Source organism: Actinobacillus indolicus (assembly GCF_004519515.1).
Taxonomy (GTDB): Bacteria; Pseudomonadota; Gammaproteobacteria; order Enterobacterales; family Pasteurellaceae; genus Glaesserella; species Glaesserella indolica_A.
In genome coordinates, this window is record NZ_CP038145.1 from 79,842 (window position 1) to 95,962 (window position 16,121).

The following is a 16,121-nucleotide window of genomic DNA, read 5'->3' on the forward strand; positions in this document are numbered from 1 at the left end:
TTATGCCCCCACTTTCTCAATGTTAACTAACATACATTTCGATTCAGGTGTAAATGTATTCGCATCCCCTGCACGAACAGTTAAGTTATTTGCAAAGTAACCTTTCTTCGCACCAGTTGTTGCCGCAAATCCCCAGTGGATCGGAACACCGATCGTATGGATTGGTTTACCATCTGAAACAAGTGAACGAATACGTTTAGTTACAACCGCAACGGCTTTAATGTGACCACGTTTAGAACTTACTTTCACTGTATCACCATTGTTGATGCCTTTTTCTTTCGCTAGGGCTTCGCCAATTTCAACGAATTGCTCTGGTTGAGCGATAACGTTGAGTAATACGTTTTTCGTCCAATAGTGGAAGTGTTCTGTTAAACGATAGGTTGTTGCAACATAAGGGAACTCCGCAGAAGTACCTAATTGTGCTTTATCACTATCAAACATACGTGCAACTGGGCTTGAAACCACGTTAGGATGTAGTGGGTTCGTACCAATTGGTGTTTCCATTGGCTCATAATGCTCTGGGAACGGACCGTCTGTCATACGTTCACGAACAAATAAGCCACTCACACCTTCAGGTTGCATGATAAATGGTAATGTCGGGCTATCTGGTGGTGCAGTACCGAAGTCTGCTACATCCACATAGTTCCAGTTTTTACCATTCCATTTCACTAATTGACGTTTAGGGTTCCATGGTTTACCAGATAAATCTGCTGATGCACGGTTATAGATAATGCGGCGGTTCATTGGCCATGCAAAGCCCCAGCCTAGCGTATTACCTAAGTTCGATGGGTCTGAGTTATCACGGTTAGCCATCTGGTTACCTTTTTCAGTCCACTGACCTGTATAGATCCAACATGCACCTGAAGTTGTACCATCATCACGCATTTGTGCGAAGCTTGAAAGTAACTGACCTTTTTTGAGAATCACGTTACCATCTGCATCAAGTAAATCTTCTAACGCATAGCCGTTATTTTCTTTCGCCACTTCTTCCGCTTTAGGCTCAAGTGGGTTAGCATAATTCCAGCTCATCGCCTCTAATGGTTCAATCGGTGCTTTTCCGCCTTCTTTATGATAGAGGTGGATTAACTCTGCACGAATTTCAGACAGAATTTCACCGTCAGTCTTCGCTTCACCTGGTGGCTCCGCACCTTTCCAGTGCCATTGTAACCAACGACCTGAGTTAGCGATTGAACCATCTTCTTCAACGAAACAAGTGGTTGGTAAACGGAAGACTTCTGTTTGAATCTCTTCAGTTTTCACATCATTGAATTCACCGTAGTTTTTCCAGAACTCTGAAGTATCGGTGATTAATGGATCAAAAATAACGAGATATTTTAAGTTACTTAATGCTTTAATAATTTTTTGTGAATCTGGGTAAGAAGCAATCGGGTTCATACCTTGGCAGAAATAGCCATTCACTTTACCTTGATACATCTGCTCAATATATTTCAGATGATCCATACCGCCTTTTGGTATTTTTGGTAAATAGTGGAATCCAAACTCATTTTCTTTCGTCGCTTTATTACCATAGAACGATTTAAGCATGCTCACCATGAATTTAGGTGTGTTAGCCCAATAGTTCACTTGATCTTTCATCAACTGTTTCGGTGTAATACGGCCTAAGAATTTTTCTAATGACGTATCTGCTTCACCTGGAAGTGGTAAGTAAGCTGGTAAACGGTTAGGGAATAAACCTAAGTCAGTAATACCTTGAACGTTTGAGTGTCCACGTAATGCATTCACGCCGCCACCTGCAACACCAATGTTACCTAAAAGTAATTGGATAATTGCCATAGAACGAATGTTTTGTGACCCTACAGTATGTTGAGTCCAACCTAATGCATATAAGAAAGTTGCCGCTTTATCTGGCGCAGAGGTTTTTGCAATCTCTTCACAGAAAATTTGGAAATCTTTTTGTGGGGTACCTGTAATACGTTCAACCATTTCTGGCGTATAGCGTTCCACGTGATCTCTTAACATATTGAGAACACAACGTGGGTGCTGTAAAGTCATATCACGGATTGGCTGACCTTCTTCATCAAATTGATAGCCCCAAGTTGAACGATCATAAGTACGTGTTTCTGGGTTATAGCCAGAGAAAAGACCATCTTCAAACTTGAAGTTTTCATTCACTAAGAATGTCGAGTTCGTGTAATGTTTAACGTATTCGTGTTGAATTTTGTCATTTTTGAGCAAATAGCGAATAACGCCTGATAGGAAAGCAATATCCGTACCAGCACGAATTGGCATATAAATGTCAGCAACAGCTGCAGAACGGTTAAAGCGTGGGTCAACCACCATTAACTTCGCGCCATTTTGTTTTTTCGCTTCAATCGCCCAACGGAAACCTACAGGGTGTGCCTCTGCAGCGTTACCGCCCATGACAATAACAAGATCGGAGTTTTTAATATCAACCCAGTGGTTGGTCATCGCACCGCGACCAAATGATGGAGCAAGACTTGCTACCGTTGGTCCGTGTCAGATACTCGCTTGGTTATCTGTAAAAACAATACCGAGAGAACGTACAAATTTCTGAGTCAGAATACCCGTTTCATTACTACATGCAGAACCAGCTAAGAAACCTGCTGTCATCCAACGGTTAACGGTTTCACCCGCTTCATTTTTCTCAACGAAGTTTGCATCACGGTCATCTTTCATGTGGCGTGCAATACGTTCAATCGCTTCGTGCCATGAAATACGTTTCCACTCTTTTGAGCCTGGCTCACGAACCTCTGGGTAACGAACACGACGATCACTATTAACATAGTCTAACGCACCCGCACCTTTTGGACACAACGCCCCACGACTAACTGGATGGTCAGGGTCACCTTCGATGTGAATAAGTTTCCCTTTACTATTCATTGCACCGTCACCAAGGCTATATAGCAACATACCACAGCCTACAGCGCAGTAAGTACAGGTATTACGTGTTTCTTTTGCACGTAACAGTTTGTATTCGCGAGGAGCCGCTAATGCTGTTGCTGGCGCAAATCCCAACACAGCAGCAGAAGTTCCTGCCATACCACCTGCACAGATCTTGAAGAACTTTCTTCTACTGACCTGCATAAATCACTCCTAAAACCACATTTGTGGTGTTTATTAACAAAAGATAAAATTTTTGCCTATCCAATAAAATATTTAATGGTATTATTTCACTAAATGCGCATGAATTACACAATTTGAGCAAATTAATACTATCTTATTTGATATAAGCCAAAATTCCGTAAATGATACAATTTTTTAACAAAATAAACTACTTAATAACGCTAATTTTTTGAGGAATATCGTGAAGCAGATCACAAAATTTAATGTAAATCGCCTAGTTATTGAGAATGGTTCTTTATACATTGAAAATAGAGAGGATAATCTCATCAAAGAAGTTCCTGTAGCACTAATTTACAATGGAATTTCTCATGCCGTAATGATGTGTACACCGGAAGATTTAGAAGATTTTGCCATTGGCTTCTCGCTTACTGAAAATATTATTCAACATAAACAAGAAGTTTATGGTATTGATATTGTGGAAGGTTGTTATGGGATTGAGGTTCAATTGGAGATTTCAACTCGAAGATTTAATGAATTAAAAGAGAAACGTCGTTCCCTTGTTGGAAGAACAGGCTGTGGTATTTGCGGTGTAGAACAGCTAGAGCAAGTCCAACAAAGTTGTAAAAATTTTCCTGAATCTCACCGCTTGCATCATATTCATCCTCAAATATTAGAAAATGCATTACTACAACTTGAGCAAGCTCAATCTCTTTCAAAGCTAACAGGAGCAAGTCATGCTGCAGCTTTTTTTACACCCGAAGGAAAGCTTTTAGCCATTCGTGAAGATGTCGGTAGGCATGTTGCACTTGATAAATTATTAGGTTGGTATGCAATCAACAACCAACCTTTAGGATTTATCTTTGTAACAAGCCGTGCAAGTTATGAAATGGTTCAAAAATGTTTAGCTTGCGGTATAGAAATGCTATGTGCTATTTCTGCTACCACAGAAATGGCCGTATCCATAGCAAGAGAAAATCATTTCACATTACTTGCTTTTACACGTAAAGGAAAAACAACTATTTATTCTGGCTCGCACAGGCTACAAATCTCTTAATAATAAAGGGGATAAAATATCATCTTATCCCCTCTTATTATCTATGAATTATTTGTCTTCAATATGACGCTCTGTATGTCCTGTATAAATTTGTCTTGGACGGACAATTTTCAGGCTATCCTCATACATTTCTTTCCAGTTTGCAATCCAACCAACCGTACGAGCTAATGCAAAGATCACCGTAAACATAGATGTTGGAATACCAATTGCTTGTAAAATAATACCAGAATAGAAATCAACATTTGGATATAATTTTCGCTCAATGAAGTATGGATCGCTAAGTGCAATTCTCTCCAATTCCATAGCTACTTCAAGTAGTGGAGTATTCACGCCAAGTTCTTTTAATACTTCATGACATGTCTCACGCATCACTTTCGCACGAGGATCGTAGTTTTTATAGACTCGGTGACCAAAGCCCATTAAACGGAATGGGTCATTTTTGTCTTTTGCACGAGCAATAAACTCTGGAATACGATCTACAGTACCGATTTCTTCCAACATTTTAATACAAGCTTCGTTCGCTCCACCATGTGCAGGTCCCCAAAGAGATGCAATACCCGCCGCAATACACGCAAATGGATTTGGCCCAGAAGATGCAACGCCACGAACCGCAGAGGTTGACGCATTTTGTTCATGGTCGGCATGCAATGTGAAGATTCGATCCATTGCTCTTTCTAATACAGGATTAACCACATAAGGCTCACAAGGTGTTGCAAACATCATATGTAAAAAGTTACCTGCATAAGTCAGATTATTTTGCGGATACATAAACGGACGACCGATATTATATTTGTAGCACATCGCTGCAAGTGTTGGCATTTTTGCTAATAAACGTAATGCAGTTCTATTACGATGCTCTTCATTATCACAATCAAGGTCATTATAGAATGCAGCTAAGGCACTACTTGCTGCGGCCATGATTGCCATTGGATGAGAATCTCGGCGAAAACCTTGGAATAAACGGGTAAATTGTTCATTTACCATATAGTAAGAAGTAATTTCTTTCTTAAATGCAGCTCGTTCTTCTGGGTTAGGTAATTCACCTTTAAGCAATAAATATGCTACATCAAGATAAGTTTTCTTTCTCGCCAATTCATCAATCGGATAACCACGATGTAATAAGATCCCTTGCTCACCATCAATATAAGTAATACTTGATTCACAAAGTGCTGTAGATGTTAAACCTTGGTCATAAGTAAAAAGATGATGCTTTTGTAGCGCTTCTACCCCGATCGCATCAAAGCCTAAATTACTTTGATACACAGGCAAAGGAATTTTACGACCATCGTTTAAATGAAGTTCCGCAGTCAACGTTGGATGTAGTTTTGGCATATTATTCTCCTGTTATTTTTCATTCTTTTATTCTACTCTCCCCTATAAATTGAGGAGAGAGTAAATAAGACATAGATTACATTGCTACACAGCTGACTGGAAAATAAGTCCATCGGCTTTTTTGGTATAGCTATTAATTTGGTCAAAATTCATATAGCGATAGGTATCCGCTTTATCACCCTCTAGGCTTTGCACATATTGTAAGTACTCTTCTACTGTCGGAATTCGACCTAGCAAGGCACATACTGCAGAAAGCTCCGCAGAAGCAAGATAAACAAAGGAACCTTTACCCATACGATTAGGGAAGTTACGAGTTGACGTTGAAATTACGGTTGAACCATCGGCAACACGTGCTTGGTTACCCATACAGAGAGAGCAACCTGGAATTTCAATTCGTGCTCCGCTCTTACCGTAAATACTGTAATAACCTTCTTCTGTTAATAGTGCTGCATCCATTCTTGTTGGTGGTGCAATCCATAAACGAGTTGGAATCATGCCTTGATGCTGATTTAACAATTTACCCGCTGCTCGGAAGTGACCGATATTTGTCATACAAGAACCAATAAAGACCTCATCTACTTTATCGCCCTGTACCTCTGATAATTTTCTCGCATCATCAGGATCGTTTGGTGCACAAAGGATCGGCTCTTTAATTTCGTTTAAATCAATCTCAATGATCGCCGCATATTCAGCATCTGCATCCGCTTCCATCAATTGTGGATCAGCAATCCAAGCTTCCATCGCTTTGACACGTCTTTCTAAAGTACGTCTGTCGCCATAGCCTTCTGCAATCATCCATTTCAATAACACAATATTCGAATTGAGATACTCAATGATAGGCTCTTTATCTAATTTAATCGTACATGCAGCCGCTGAACGCTCTGCAGAGGCATCAGAAAGTTCAAAGGCTTGTTCTACTTTGAGATGCTCTAAGCCTTCAATTTCTAAAATACGACCAGAGAAAATATTTTTCTTACCTGCTTTTTCTACGGTTAATAAACCTTGTTGAATCGCATAATATGGAATGGCATGTACAAGATCTCGAAGTGTAATACCGGGTTGAAGTTCACCTTTAAAACGGACTAAAACCGATTCAGGCATATCTAATGGCATCACACCTGTCGCAGCCGCAAAGGCAACTAATCCAGAACCAGCAGGGAATGAAATACCAATAGGGAAACGAGTATGCGAGTCGCCACCTGTTCCAACGGTATCAGGCAATAACATACGGTTTAGCCATGAATGAATAACGCCATCGCCCGGACGTAACGAAACACCGCCACGATTCATGATGAAATCTGGTAAAGTGTGATGAGTCACAACATCGACAGGCTTAGGGTACGCTGCTGTATGACAGAAAGATTGCATGACTAAATCTGCTGAGAAGCCTAAACAGGCAAGATCTTTTAATTCATCACGCGTCATTGGGCCCGTTGTATCTTGAGAACCGACACTTGTCATTCTTGGTTCACAATATTGTCCAGCTCTGATCCCTTCAACACCACAAGCTCGACCCACCATTTTTTGTGCAAGGGTATAGCCTTTGTTATTCGCCGAAGCCGTTTGTGGTTTAACAAAGACATCACTTTCAGGTAAACCTAATTCCACACGGGCTTTATGTGTTAAGCCACGTCCAATAATTAGTGGAATACGGCCACCTGCACGGACTTCATCTAAAAGTACATCAGTTTTTAAACTGAATTCGGCTAAGACTTCATCACTATTATGTTTACAAATTTTTCCTGCATATGGGTAAAGATCGATAACATCCCCCATATTCAGCTTGCTCACATCCACTTCAATTGGTAATGAACCTGCATCTTCCATAGTATTGAAGAAAATAGGTGCAATTTTTCCACCTAATACTACGCCACCACCACGTTTATTTGGGATATAAGGAATATCATCTCCCATTAACCACAATACTGAGTTTGTTGCAGATTTACGGGAAGAACCTGTACCCACAACATCCCCAACATAAACGAGTGGAAAACCTTTTTCTTTCAGACTTTCAATCTGTTTCATTGGACCAATTACGCCTGCTTCATCAGGAATAATGCCATCACGTTCATTTTTTAACATGGCTAATGCGTGCAATGGAATATCAGGGCGAGACCAAGCATCTTGTGCTGGGGAAAGATCGTCTGTATTAGTTTCACCCGTGACTTTGAAAACGGTTAACGTTAATTTTTCTGCGAGTTTTGGACGAGATAAGAACCAATCTGCATTAGCCCAAGAAGTCAAAATCTGTTGTGCAAAGGTATTGCCATTTTTTGCCTTTTCAGCAACATCGTGGAAGTTATCGAACATCAATAAAGTATAGGAAAGTGCATCAACAGCTAAAGGCGCAAGGTTTGGATCATCAAGGGCATGAAGCAAAGGTTCAATATTATAACCACCTTGCATAGTACCAAGCAGTTTTACTGCTTTTTGAGGGGTAATCAATGGTGAAATCACATCACCTTTTGCTACTGCCGCTAAAAAACTAGCTTTAACATAAGCAGCTTCATCTACCCCCGCAGGAATACGATTTTCAAACAGTTCTAATAAAAATTGTGCATCTGATTCAGGAGGGGATTTTAGTAATTCAATTAACTGTGCAGTTTGCTCAGCATTTAGAGGTAAAGGGACAATACCTTGTAAAGCACGCTCAGCAACATGAGCTTGATATTGGGTCAGAAAAGACATAAAAAGATCTCCACTTCAAAAAATAGGTACATAAGAGATGAGATAATCATAACAGAGAGAATAAAAACAACAATATAATTTTTAACAAAATTCACATTTTGTTAACAAAATCACAATTTACTGCATAAATATCTCAATGGAAGCCGTTTATCACAAAAAATAAACGGCAAATATAAATACAAGCGGTTGGATTAGAACAATACTTTACATATTTGCAATAATATCATTCGCAAATTCTGAGGTTGAACGCAATGTCGCCCCCTCTAATGTTTCTGCAAAATCAAAGGTCACTGTTTTATTCGCAATAGTTTTAGACACAGCATTAACAACTAAATCTGCAGCTTCAACCCAGCCTAAATGACGTAACATCATTTCACCACTCAAAATAATTGAACCAGGATTTGCTTTATTTTGCCCTGCAATTTTTGGGGCTGTTCCATGCGTAGCTTCAAAAATCGCCGCTTCAAAACCAATATTTGCCCCAGGCGAAATACCAATCCCTCCCACTTGTGCGGCTAACGCATCTGAAATGTAATCGCCATTTAAGTTTAAAGTTGCAATCACATCATAATCTGTTGGATGTAATAAAATTTCCTGTAAAAACGCATCTGCAATACTATCTTTAATGATAATTTCACGGCCTGTTTTTGGATTGGTTAATTTATGCCAAGGACCATTATCGATCGGCTCAGCACCAAACTCTTTTGCTACTTGGTAACCCCACTCTTTAAAAGCACCTTCTGTAAATTTCATAATGTTGCCTTTGTGAACTAGGGTTAAAGAGTGACGATCATTATCAATCACATACTGTAGTGCAGCACGAACTAAACGTTGTGTACCTTCTTTCGAAACCGGTTTAATTCCAATACCACAATCTTGGGTAAAACGAATTTTTTTAACACCCATTTCATTTTGTAAAAAAGCGATCACTTTATCTGCTTCAGGAGAACCTGCTACCCACTCTACCCCTGCATAAATATCTTCTGAGTTTTCACGGAAAATAACCATATCCACAAGTTCTGGGTGTTTAACTGGGCTTGGCGTCCCTTCGTAGTAACGAATTGGACGTAAGCAATTATAAAGATCTAACCCTTGGCGCATCGCTACGTTAAGCGAACGAATCCCTCCACCCACAGGGGTCATCAATGGACCTTTAATCGCAACGTGATATTTTCTAATTAATTCAATAGTCTCATCGGGAAGCCAAATATCTTTACCATAATGTTTATTCGCTTTTTCTCCCGCATATATTTCTAACCACTCGATTTTTCTCTCCCCACCATAAGCCTTTTGAACCGCTGCATCAATCACCGCTTGCATCGCAGGCGTAACATCAACACCTATTCCATCTCCTTCAATAAACGGAATAATCGGATGATTTGACACATTTAATGATCCATCGCTATTTAATGTAATTGGATTTCCTGCGGCTATATTTTTTACTTGATGTGACATACATCTCCTCCCAATAACAAAATTAATAATTAAAGAGCAATTTTTGTCTCTTTAATGAACAATGTGATCATAATACTTTGCCACTAATTTTACAAAAAATTTACATTTTGATGAGATATGCATCTAATCCTTCATGCTATGAATTTACTTCATCGTTAAATGAAAATAATAGAATTGACATAATAAGATATGACCTTTAGAATTTAGCCATCTAAACGTCTAGAAGAGATAATAAAAAGGCGTGCAGTATGCAAATTAAACATTATACAAACCCAAAACTCTCATCAGGAGTATGATATGAGTTATGCAAGAGAAATTGACCTTCTAAATCAAAGCGTTGCTGATCTAAACGGCAAAATCAATGTATCTTTTGAGTTTTTTCCACCTAAAAATGAAAAAATGGAAACGATGCTTTGGGACTCTATTCATAGACTTAAAGTATTAAAGCCTAAATTTGTTTCTGTCACTTATGGAGCAAACTCAGGTGAACGTGATCGTACACACTCTATTGTCAAAACGATTCAACAAGAAACAGGCATTATTGCTGCACCGCATTTAACAGGGATTGATGCCACACCCGATGAATTGAGAACGATTGCTAAAGATTATTGGGACAGCGGTATTCGCCATATTGTCGCATTACGCGGAGATGAGCCACCAGGTTATACCAAAAAACCTTTTTATGCTTCTGATTTAGTCGCATTATTAAAAGATGTTGCAGACTTTGAGATTTCTGTGGCTGCCTATCCTGAAGTTCACCCAGAAGCAAAATCCGCACAATCTGACTTGCTTTATTTAAAACAAAAAATTGATGCAGGCGCAAGTCGCGCTATTACACAATTCTTTTTTGATATTGATAGTTACCTACGCTTCCGAGATCGTTGTGCCACAGTAGGTATTGATGTTGAAATAGTTCCGGGAATTCTCCCTGTGTCGAATTTCAAACAATTAGAAAAAATGGCAAAAATTACTAATGTTAAAATCCCAAGCTGGATGAGTAAAATGTATCAAGGATTAGATGATGATCAAACTACACGTAATCTTGTCGGTGCAAGTATTGCCATGGACATGGTAAAAATTCTTTCAAAAGAAGGAGTTAAAGATTTTCACCTCTATACGTTAAATCGCTCCGAATTAAGTTATGCGATTTGCCATACATTAGGCGTAAGACCTGAATAATTTATACAACAAAACAATGTAGGTATTTAGTATACGAAACAGATACATTTAAGACATAGTAGATAAAATAGTTGCTAATGTTTATTTTCTTTAAATGTTAGCAATTTTTTTATTAGTGTAATTAATAATTTTCTAAAAACAAAAAAGCCTAGTTGTTAAACTAGGCTTTTAGTTAATGGTGCTCTGGGCGAGACTCGAACTCGCACATCCTCTGGACACTACCCCCTCAAGATAGCGTGTCTACCAATTCCACCACCAGAGCGTAAATTCTATTTTTATTGCGGGATATCGCTATTTTCTGTTTTAGCTGGAGCAACTTCTTGTTTTTGCTCTACATTACTTAAATCTTCAAATTGGCTTTTTGGCGCAACATTGTGAGAATTTAAGTTACCAATTACTAAGCTTACGCTAAAAAAGATAATAGCTAAAACTGCTGTTGTTCTTGATAAGAAGTTTGCAGAACCGGCTGAACCAAATACTGTTCCAGCTGCACCAGCACCGAATGAAGCACCAGCATCTGCACCTTTACCATGTTGCATTAAAATAAAACCAACAAGTAAGATTGCAACAACAAGATAGACAATAGTTAGTACATTAATTAACATCGTTTTCTCTTTAATCTGTTCAAAATAAAATTCCGCAGGTTGCGGAATTGACTTTCGATGGCGTGAATAATAGCTATCTTTACTTTTCCTTGCAAGTGGATTTTATCAATTTCTGTGTATTCGATTTATTTTTCAACATTTTGCGAAGATTTACGGATATTGCGAGGTTTAGAACTCATTACAAGCGGTGTGATCTTCGCTAAATTTTGCAAAATCTGCTGATTTGGCGAACGTAATAAACTCGGTAACCGTTGGTTTAAATCTGCCATAAATTGTTGATAACTGGCTTGTTTTTTGCTGATGTCTGTTAGTTGCATTTCCCAGTGGGCGGTCATATCAGGCTGTGTTGCTACGTCTGGCAAAGCACTGATAAGGGTTCGCCCTGCTTCTGTACTATGAATGTTTCTGCCTTTTTTGATTAAAAAGCCACGTTTGAATAATAATTCAATAATACCAGCTCGAGTTGCTTCTGTCCCCAATCCGTCGGTTTCTCTCAACACTTTTTTGAGCTGTTTATCCTGTACAAAGCGAGCAATGCCCGTCATCGCTGATAACAAGGTCGCATCAGTAAAATAGCGTGGGGGCTGTGTTTTTTTGCTGACGATCTCACCGCTTTCACACCATAATTGCTGATCTTTTTTCACCACAGGAAGCAAAGGTTCAACGATTTCATCATTATCTTCTTTACCTAACAAGGACTTCCAACCTGCAACAACAAGATTTCTGGCTTGTGCGACAAAAGTTCCCCCTGCGATATTTAACACAATTTTACCTTTACGATATTCTGCATCAGGGCAAAACTGTATTAAATATTGTCGAGCAATAAGCTGATAAATCCGCTGTTCATTTTGGGTTAAGTGAACTTGCCCTTGACGTGCCGTTGGGATAATGGCGTGGTGGGCTTCTACTTTGCTGTCATTCCAACAACGGTTTTTCTTATTCGGATCAACGGCATCAGGCTTTTGAGCATACTCAGGCAGATGATGTGCAATCGCCGCCATCACTTTTAGGCGATCGGCAAAATGTTCATTTGGCAAATAACGGTTATCAGAACGGGGATAAGTAATCAATTTATGAGTTTCATACAACCGTTGGCAAATATCGAGCACATCTTGTGCAGATAAACCAAAACGGCGAGCCGCATCAATTTGTAAGGCTGAGAGCGAATAAGGGAGTGGTGCTGCTTCACTTTCCATTTTATCTTGATATTCGGTAACGCAAGCGGCTTGATCCGTGATACGTTTTACCACATTCTCAGCAAGTGGGCGAGAAAGCACCCGTCCATCTTCATCTTGATAATCTTCGCAGGCTTTACTTGGTTGCCATTGTGCTTGAAAACGTTCTTGGGTTTCAGGAACAACTACATTTGCCAACACTTCAAAATAATCTTTTGGGATAAAATTTTCGATCTCAAGATCCCGTCGAACAATCAAGCCCAACACGGGCGTTTGAACTCGCCCAACAGAAAGCACGCCTTTATAACCAGCCCAACGTCCTTGTAACGTATAGGCTCTGGTCATATTGATCCCATATAGCCAGTCTGCCCTTGCTCGAGCTAAAGCCGATGTAGCAAGCGGTACGAAATCTCGATTAAATTGCAATTTTTCAATCGCTTTTTTGACGGCATTAGGGTTGAGATCGCTAATCAAACACCGTTGAATTTGGGATTTACGTTCAGGGGATAAATTTAAGTAGCCAAAAACTTCGTCCACCAACAGTTGCCCTTCACGATCAGGGTCGCCTGCATTGACTAAAATATCCGCTTGCTTAATCAAACGCTCTACCACTTTAAACTGCTTGAGCGTCTCTTTTTTGGGGATCAGTTTCCACTGTTCAGGGATAATCGGCAAATGTTCCATTCGCCATATTTTGAAACGTTCATCATAAGCATCAGGTTCGGCTTGTTCTAACAAGTGACCGATACACCAAGTAACCACGTTGTCGTCGCCACATTGAATAAAGCCGTCCCCACGGGTATGGGGTTTCGGCAATACATCAGCAATCGCACGCCCTAAACTTGGCTTTTCTGCAATGAATAAACGCATAAGTTGCTTATAGACCTTGTGATGATAAGATCATTTGGCAAAGCTGTGGCGGTTGTGGAATGGTTTTTGCTTTTGGCGTTGCTGACGGCGGTGCAGGCTCAAACCAAGAATAAAGTTCTTCACCACAGCCATCGCCAGCAGGCACTGGGGCTTGATTTTCACAGTTCGCTGCATCTGCAGGGCAAGTTAAACGAACGTGGAAATGCGAGTCGTGGGCATACCACGGGCGAATTTTGCGTAGCCAGTTGCGATCAGTGCCAGCGGTATTACAGAGTTTTACTTTAATCGCTGGGTTAACAAAGATACGATCGACTCTTGGATCTGAAGCTGCAAGTTTAAGTAGCTTCGTATGGTTTGCTGTCCATAAACGTTCATCTACTACGTTAGTATTACGGTCAACCATAATGGTCGCTAAACCTGCTGGATTGCGAGCGGTTTCATCGTCCATCGGACCAAAACGTAGCCAAATATCTGCATCTAACCCCGTTTGATGGCTGGCGTGTCCAGATGAAAAACGCCCCCCAGCTGGCATCCCCATATCCCCAATTAAAATCGGTGGAATACCTGACGCTTTGGCATTTTTTGCTAAGGTTTGTAGGTAGCTTAATAATTGTGGGTGTCCGTAATAACGGTTTTTAACAGAACGAATCACTTGGTAGCCTTCGCCTTTTAATGCGAGCGGTTGAGCGCCGATAATACAGCCGTTGCTATATCCACCGATAGGTTGTGCTTGACCTACAACAGGCGTGCGAATTTGTTCCCATTGGGTTGAATATATATTCGCAGAAAAAACAGCTAAACTTGATAGAAGTGCAACTTTGATGAATTTCATATAACTTTCCTAAAACTAAAGCAATTTGCAAATTTCTATTCTAATTTAACCGCTTGTGAAAAGCAAAAAGCATCTGATATACCGACTTGTACAGAGTTTACTCATTTAATAATAAATTCTCCCTATCTCATAAATTCTATTTGACATCATCATAAGAAAAAGTTATTTCTATACACGTTTTTCGTTGCTTTACGAAAGAAAGTTATAATGAACATTATAGCGGGAGAGGCGCAACACTCAGATAGCTTATTTTAGGGAACTAGACCGTTTGAAGAATAAGTGACGGGAGTGATTGCCGAGGTGTGAATTCACTAGACTGGAATGATCATCGGCTGTGTAGGTTGAATCCCATCAGCTGTCGTTTAAAACTCGGTTAGTTTTAAATGGAGTGCTCTTAAATTTGTTTTTAACAAACCAAAAGTATCTCAAATAATTTCCTATCTCTTATTCCACCCTATAGTAACCATATATTTAATACATAGGAAATTTTAATATGTCTCATCTTTCTGTTGCTAAATTTGGTGGAACAAGTGTTGCAAATTTTGATGCAATGACTGCTTGCGCTAACATTGTGACCGCAGATCCAAATACACGTGTTGTGGTTTTATCAGCATCTGCTGGGGTAACCAATTTTTTAGTCGAATTAGCGAATGGCTGTGAAACCGCACGCCGTGAAGAAATTCTTTCTGCAGTACGTACTATTCAATACAATATCATTGATAAATTACAACATCCTGAAGCAGTTTCTAACGAAATTGATGCACTTCTCGCACACATTACTGCCTTAGCTGAATCCGCAAGTTTAGCAACCTCAGCTGCACTTACAGATGAATTGATTTGCCATGGCGAAATGATGTCGACAAAAATCTTTACTCAATTATTAAAAGAGCGTGATTTTCCTGCGGTATGGGTAGATGTACGAGATGTGGTGGCAACAAATAACCACTATGGTAAAGCAGCTCCCAATGATGAAAAAACCCAAGCACAATCAGATGCTGTGATTAAACCATTAATTGATGACGGAAAAGTCGTGATTACTCAAGGCTTTATTGGACGTGACGATGAAGGTAAAACAACAACCTTAGGTCGTGGAGGTAGTGATTACTCGGCAGCATTATTAGCGGAAGTCTTAAATGCAAATGATGTATTAATTTGGACAGACGTACCAGGCATTTACACCACCGACCCTCGAGTCGTTCCAGCTGCACAACGCATTGACACCATGAGTTTTAATGAAGCAGCAGAAATGGCAACATTCGGAGCAAAAGTATTGCACCCTGCGACATTACTTCCAGCCGTACGTAGTAATATCCCTGTTTATGTGGGCTCAAGTAAAGCGCCTGAACAAGGTGGTACATGGGTAACTCGTGATCCTCAACCTCGCCCAACATTCAGAGCGTTAGCATTACGCCGTAATCAAATTTTACTCACCCTTTCAAGCCTCAGTATGCTACATGCGCAAGGTTTCCTCGCAAATGTATTTGGCATTTTAGCAAAACACAAAATTTCTGTAGATGTAATTACGACGTCAGAAGTCAGTGTGGCAATCACCTTAGATAAAACAGGCTCGGCCTCTTCTGGTGCAGATATGCTATCAGAGGCATTATTAGATGAATTACGCCAATATTGCAATGTAAAAGTAGAAACAGACTTGGCTTTAGTCGCTATTATTGGTAATAACTTAGATTCACAAGCGGGTATTGCGAAACAATTATTTACTACTTTTGCGCCTTACAATGTACGCTTAATTAGCTACGGTGCAAGTAAAAATAATGTATGTACCCTTGTTCAAAATAGTGAAGCGGATGATGTGATTCGAGCTCTACACTTAGCATTATTTGAATAATGTATAATAAACAAAGTAAAAGCAGCTTATACGCTGCTTT

At 39.7% G+C, this 16,121-nt stretch carries 10 protein-coding genes, 1 tRNA gene and 1 riboswitch; of the genes, 3 read left to right on the forward strand and 8 right to left on the reverse strand.

Going from position 1 to position 16,121, the window contains the following annotated elements; all coding sequences use genetic code 11:
- Entirely contained in the window at positions 1 to 3,066 is a 3,066-nt protein-coding gene (gene fdnG / locus EXH44_RS00375; protein ID WP_162855811.1) for a formate dehydrogenase-N subunit alpha, read from the reverse strand.
- A 259-nt stretch (positions 3,067 to 3,325) separates the two neighbouring features.
- Here fdnG and fdhD point away from each other — a divergent pair, with 259 nt between their 5' ends.
- Positions 3,326 to 4,099 carry a formate dehydrogenase accessory sulfurtransferase FdhD gene (gene fdhD, locus EXH44_RS00380; RefSeq protein ID WP_244238748.1) on the forward strand — a complete coding sequence of 258 codons (774 nt, stop codon included), beginning with the start codon at positions 3,326 to 3,328 and terminating at the stop codon, positions 4,097 to 4,099.
- Between the two features lie 48 nt (positions 4,100 to 4,147).
- Here fdhD and EXH44_RS00385 read toward each other — a convergent pair whose 3' ends face one another.
- The 3 genes from EXH44_RS00385 to icd all read right to left on the reverse strand — a co-directional run bounded on the left by EXH44_RS00385 (position 4,148) and on the right by icd (position 9,574).
- Positions 4,148 to 5,431, reverse strand: a complete 1,284-nt coding sequence (locus EXH44_RS00385) for a citrate synthase (RefSeq protein ID WP_162855813.1) — start codon at positions 5,429 to 5,431, stop codon at positions 4,148 to 4,150.
- 84 nt (positions 5,432 to 5,515) lie between these two features.
- The gene (acnB, locus tag EXH44_RS00390) at positions 5,516 to 8,119 is read right to left on the reverse strand and encodes a bifunctional aconitate hydratase 2/2-methylisocitrate dehydratase (protein WP_162855814.1); all 2,604 of its coding nucleotides are present in this window, start codon (positions 8,117 to 8,119) and stop codon (positions 5,516 to 5,518) included.
- Positions 8,120 to 8,323: 204 nt separating this feature from the next.
- Complete coding sequence (gene icd / locus EXH44_RS00395) at positions 8,324 to 9,574, reverse strand: NADP-dependent isocitrate dehydrogenase (RefSeq protein ID WP_162855815.1); 1,251 nt, start codon at positions 9,572 to 9,574, stop codon at positions 8,324 to 8,326.
- 297 nt (positions 9,575 to 9,871) lie between these two features.
- On the opposite strand from icd, the gene metF reads away from it, so the two are divergent.
- Positions 9,872 to 10,753 carry a methylenetetrahydrofolate reductase gene (gene metF, locus EXH44_RS00400; RefSeq protein WP_162855816.1) on the forward strand — a complete coding sequence of 294 codons (882 nt, stop codon included), beginning with the start codon at positions 9,872 to 9,874 and terminating at the stop codon, positions 10,751 to 10,753.
- 176 nt (positions 10,754 to 10,929) lie between these two features.
- Here metF and EXH44_RS00405 read toward each other — a convergent pair.
- The 4 genes from EXH44_RS00405 to mepA all read right to left on the reverse strand — a co-directional run bounded on the left by EXH44_RS00405 (position 10,930) and on the right by mepA (position 14,235).
- Positions 10,930 to 11,015, reverse strand: a tRNA-Leu gene (locus tag EXH44_RS00405).
- Positions 11,016 to 11,028: 13 nt separating this feature from the next.
- Positions 11,029 to 11,358 carry a preprotein translocase subunit SecG gene (gene secG, locus EXH44_RS00410; protein WP_162855817.1) on the reverse strand — a complete coding sequence of 110 codons (330 nt, stop codon included), beginning with the start codon at positions 11,356 to 11,358 and terminating at the stop codon, positions 11,029 to 11,031.
- A gap of 125 nt (positions 11,359 to 11,483) precedes the next feature.
- The gene (locus EXH44_RS00415) at positions 11,484 to 13,403 is read right to left on the reverse strand and encodes a DNA topoisomerase III (RefSeq protein WP_162855818.1); all 1,920 of its coding nucleotides are present in this window, start codon (positions 13,401 to 13,403) and stop codon (positions 11,484 to 11,486) included.
- A 7-nt stretch (positions 13,404 to 13,410) separates the two neighbouring features.
- Positions 13,411 to 14,235, reverse strand: coding sequence for a penicillin-insensitive murein endopeptidase (gene mepA / locus EXH44_RS00420; protein ID WP_162855819.1), 825 nt, complete (start codon positions 14,233 to 14,235; stop codon positions 13,411 to 13,413).
- 215 nt (positions 14,236 to 14,450) lie between these two features.
- A riboswitch (Lysine riboswitch) is annotated at positions 14,451 to 14,637 on the forward strand.
- Between the two features lie 91 nt (positions 14,638 to 14,728).
- On the opposite strand from mepA, the gene lysC reads away from it, so the two are divergent.
- A complete protein-coding gene (lysC, locus tag EXH44_RS00425) occupies positions 14,729 to 16,081 on the forward strand; it encodes a lysine-sensitive aspartokinase 3 (protein WP_162855820.1) in 1,353 nt (450 codons plus the stop codon).
- Positions 16,082 to 16,121 lie beyond the last annotated feature (40 nt).

Bases quoted from the DNA above. Each gene is read 5' to 3' on its own strand.
- acnB (WP_162855814.1), bottom strand. From the start codon at position 8,119: ATGTCTTTTCTGACCCAATATCAAGCTCATGTTGCTGAGCGTGCTTTA.
- secG (WP_162855817.1), bottom strand. From the start codon at position 11,358: ATGTTAATTAATGTACTAACTATTGTCTATCTTGTTGTTGCAATCTTA.
- EXH44_RS00385 (WP_162855813.1), bottom strand. From the start codon at position 5,431: ATGCCAAAACTACATCCAACGTTGACTGCGGAACTTCATTTAAACGAT.
- metF (WP_162855816.1), top strand. From the start codon at position 9,872: ATGAGTTATGCAAGAGAAATTGACCTTCTAAATCAAAGCGTTGCTGAT.
- EXH44_RS00415 (WP_162855818.1), bottom strand. From the start codon at position 13,403: ATGCGTTTATTCATTGCAGAAAAGCCAAGTTTAGGGCGTGCGATTGCT.
- lysC (WP_162855820.1), top strand. From the start codon at position 14,729: ATGTCTCATCTTTCTGTTGCTAAATTTGGTGGAACAAGTGTTGCAAAT.
- icd (WP_162855815.1), bottom strand. From the start codon at position 9,574: ATGTCACATCAAGTAAAAAATATAGCCGCAGGAAATCCAATTACATTA.
- mepA (WP_162855819.1), bottom strand. From the start codon at position 14,235: ATGAAATTCATCAAAGTTGCACTTCTATCAAGTTTAGCTGTTTTTTCT.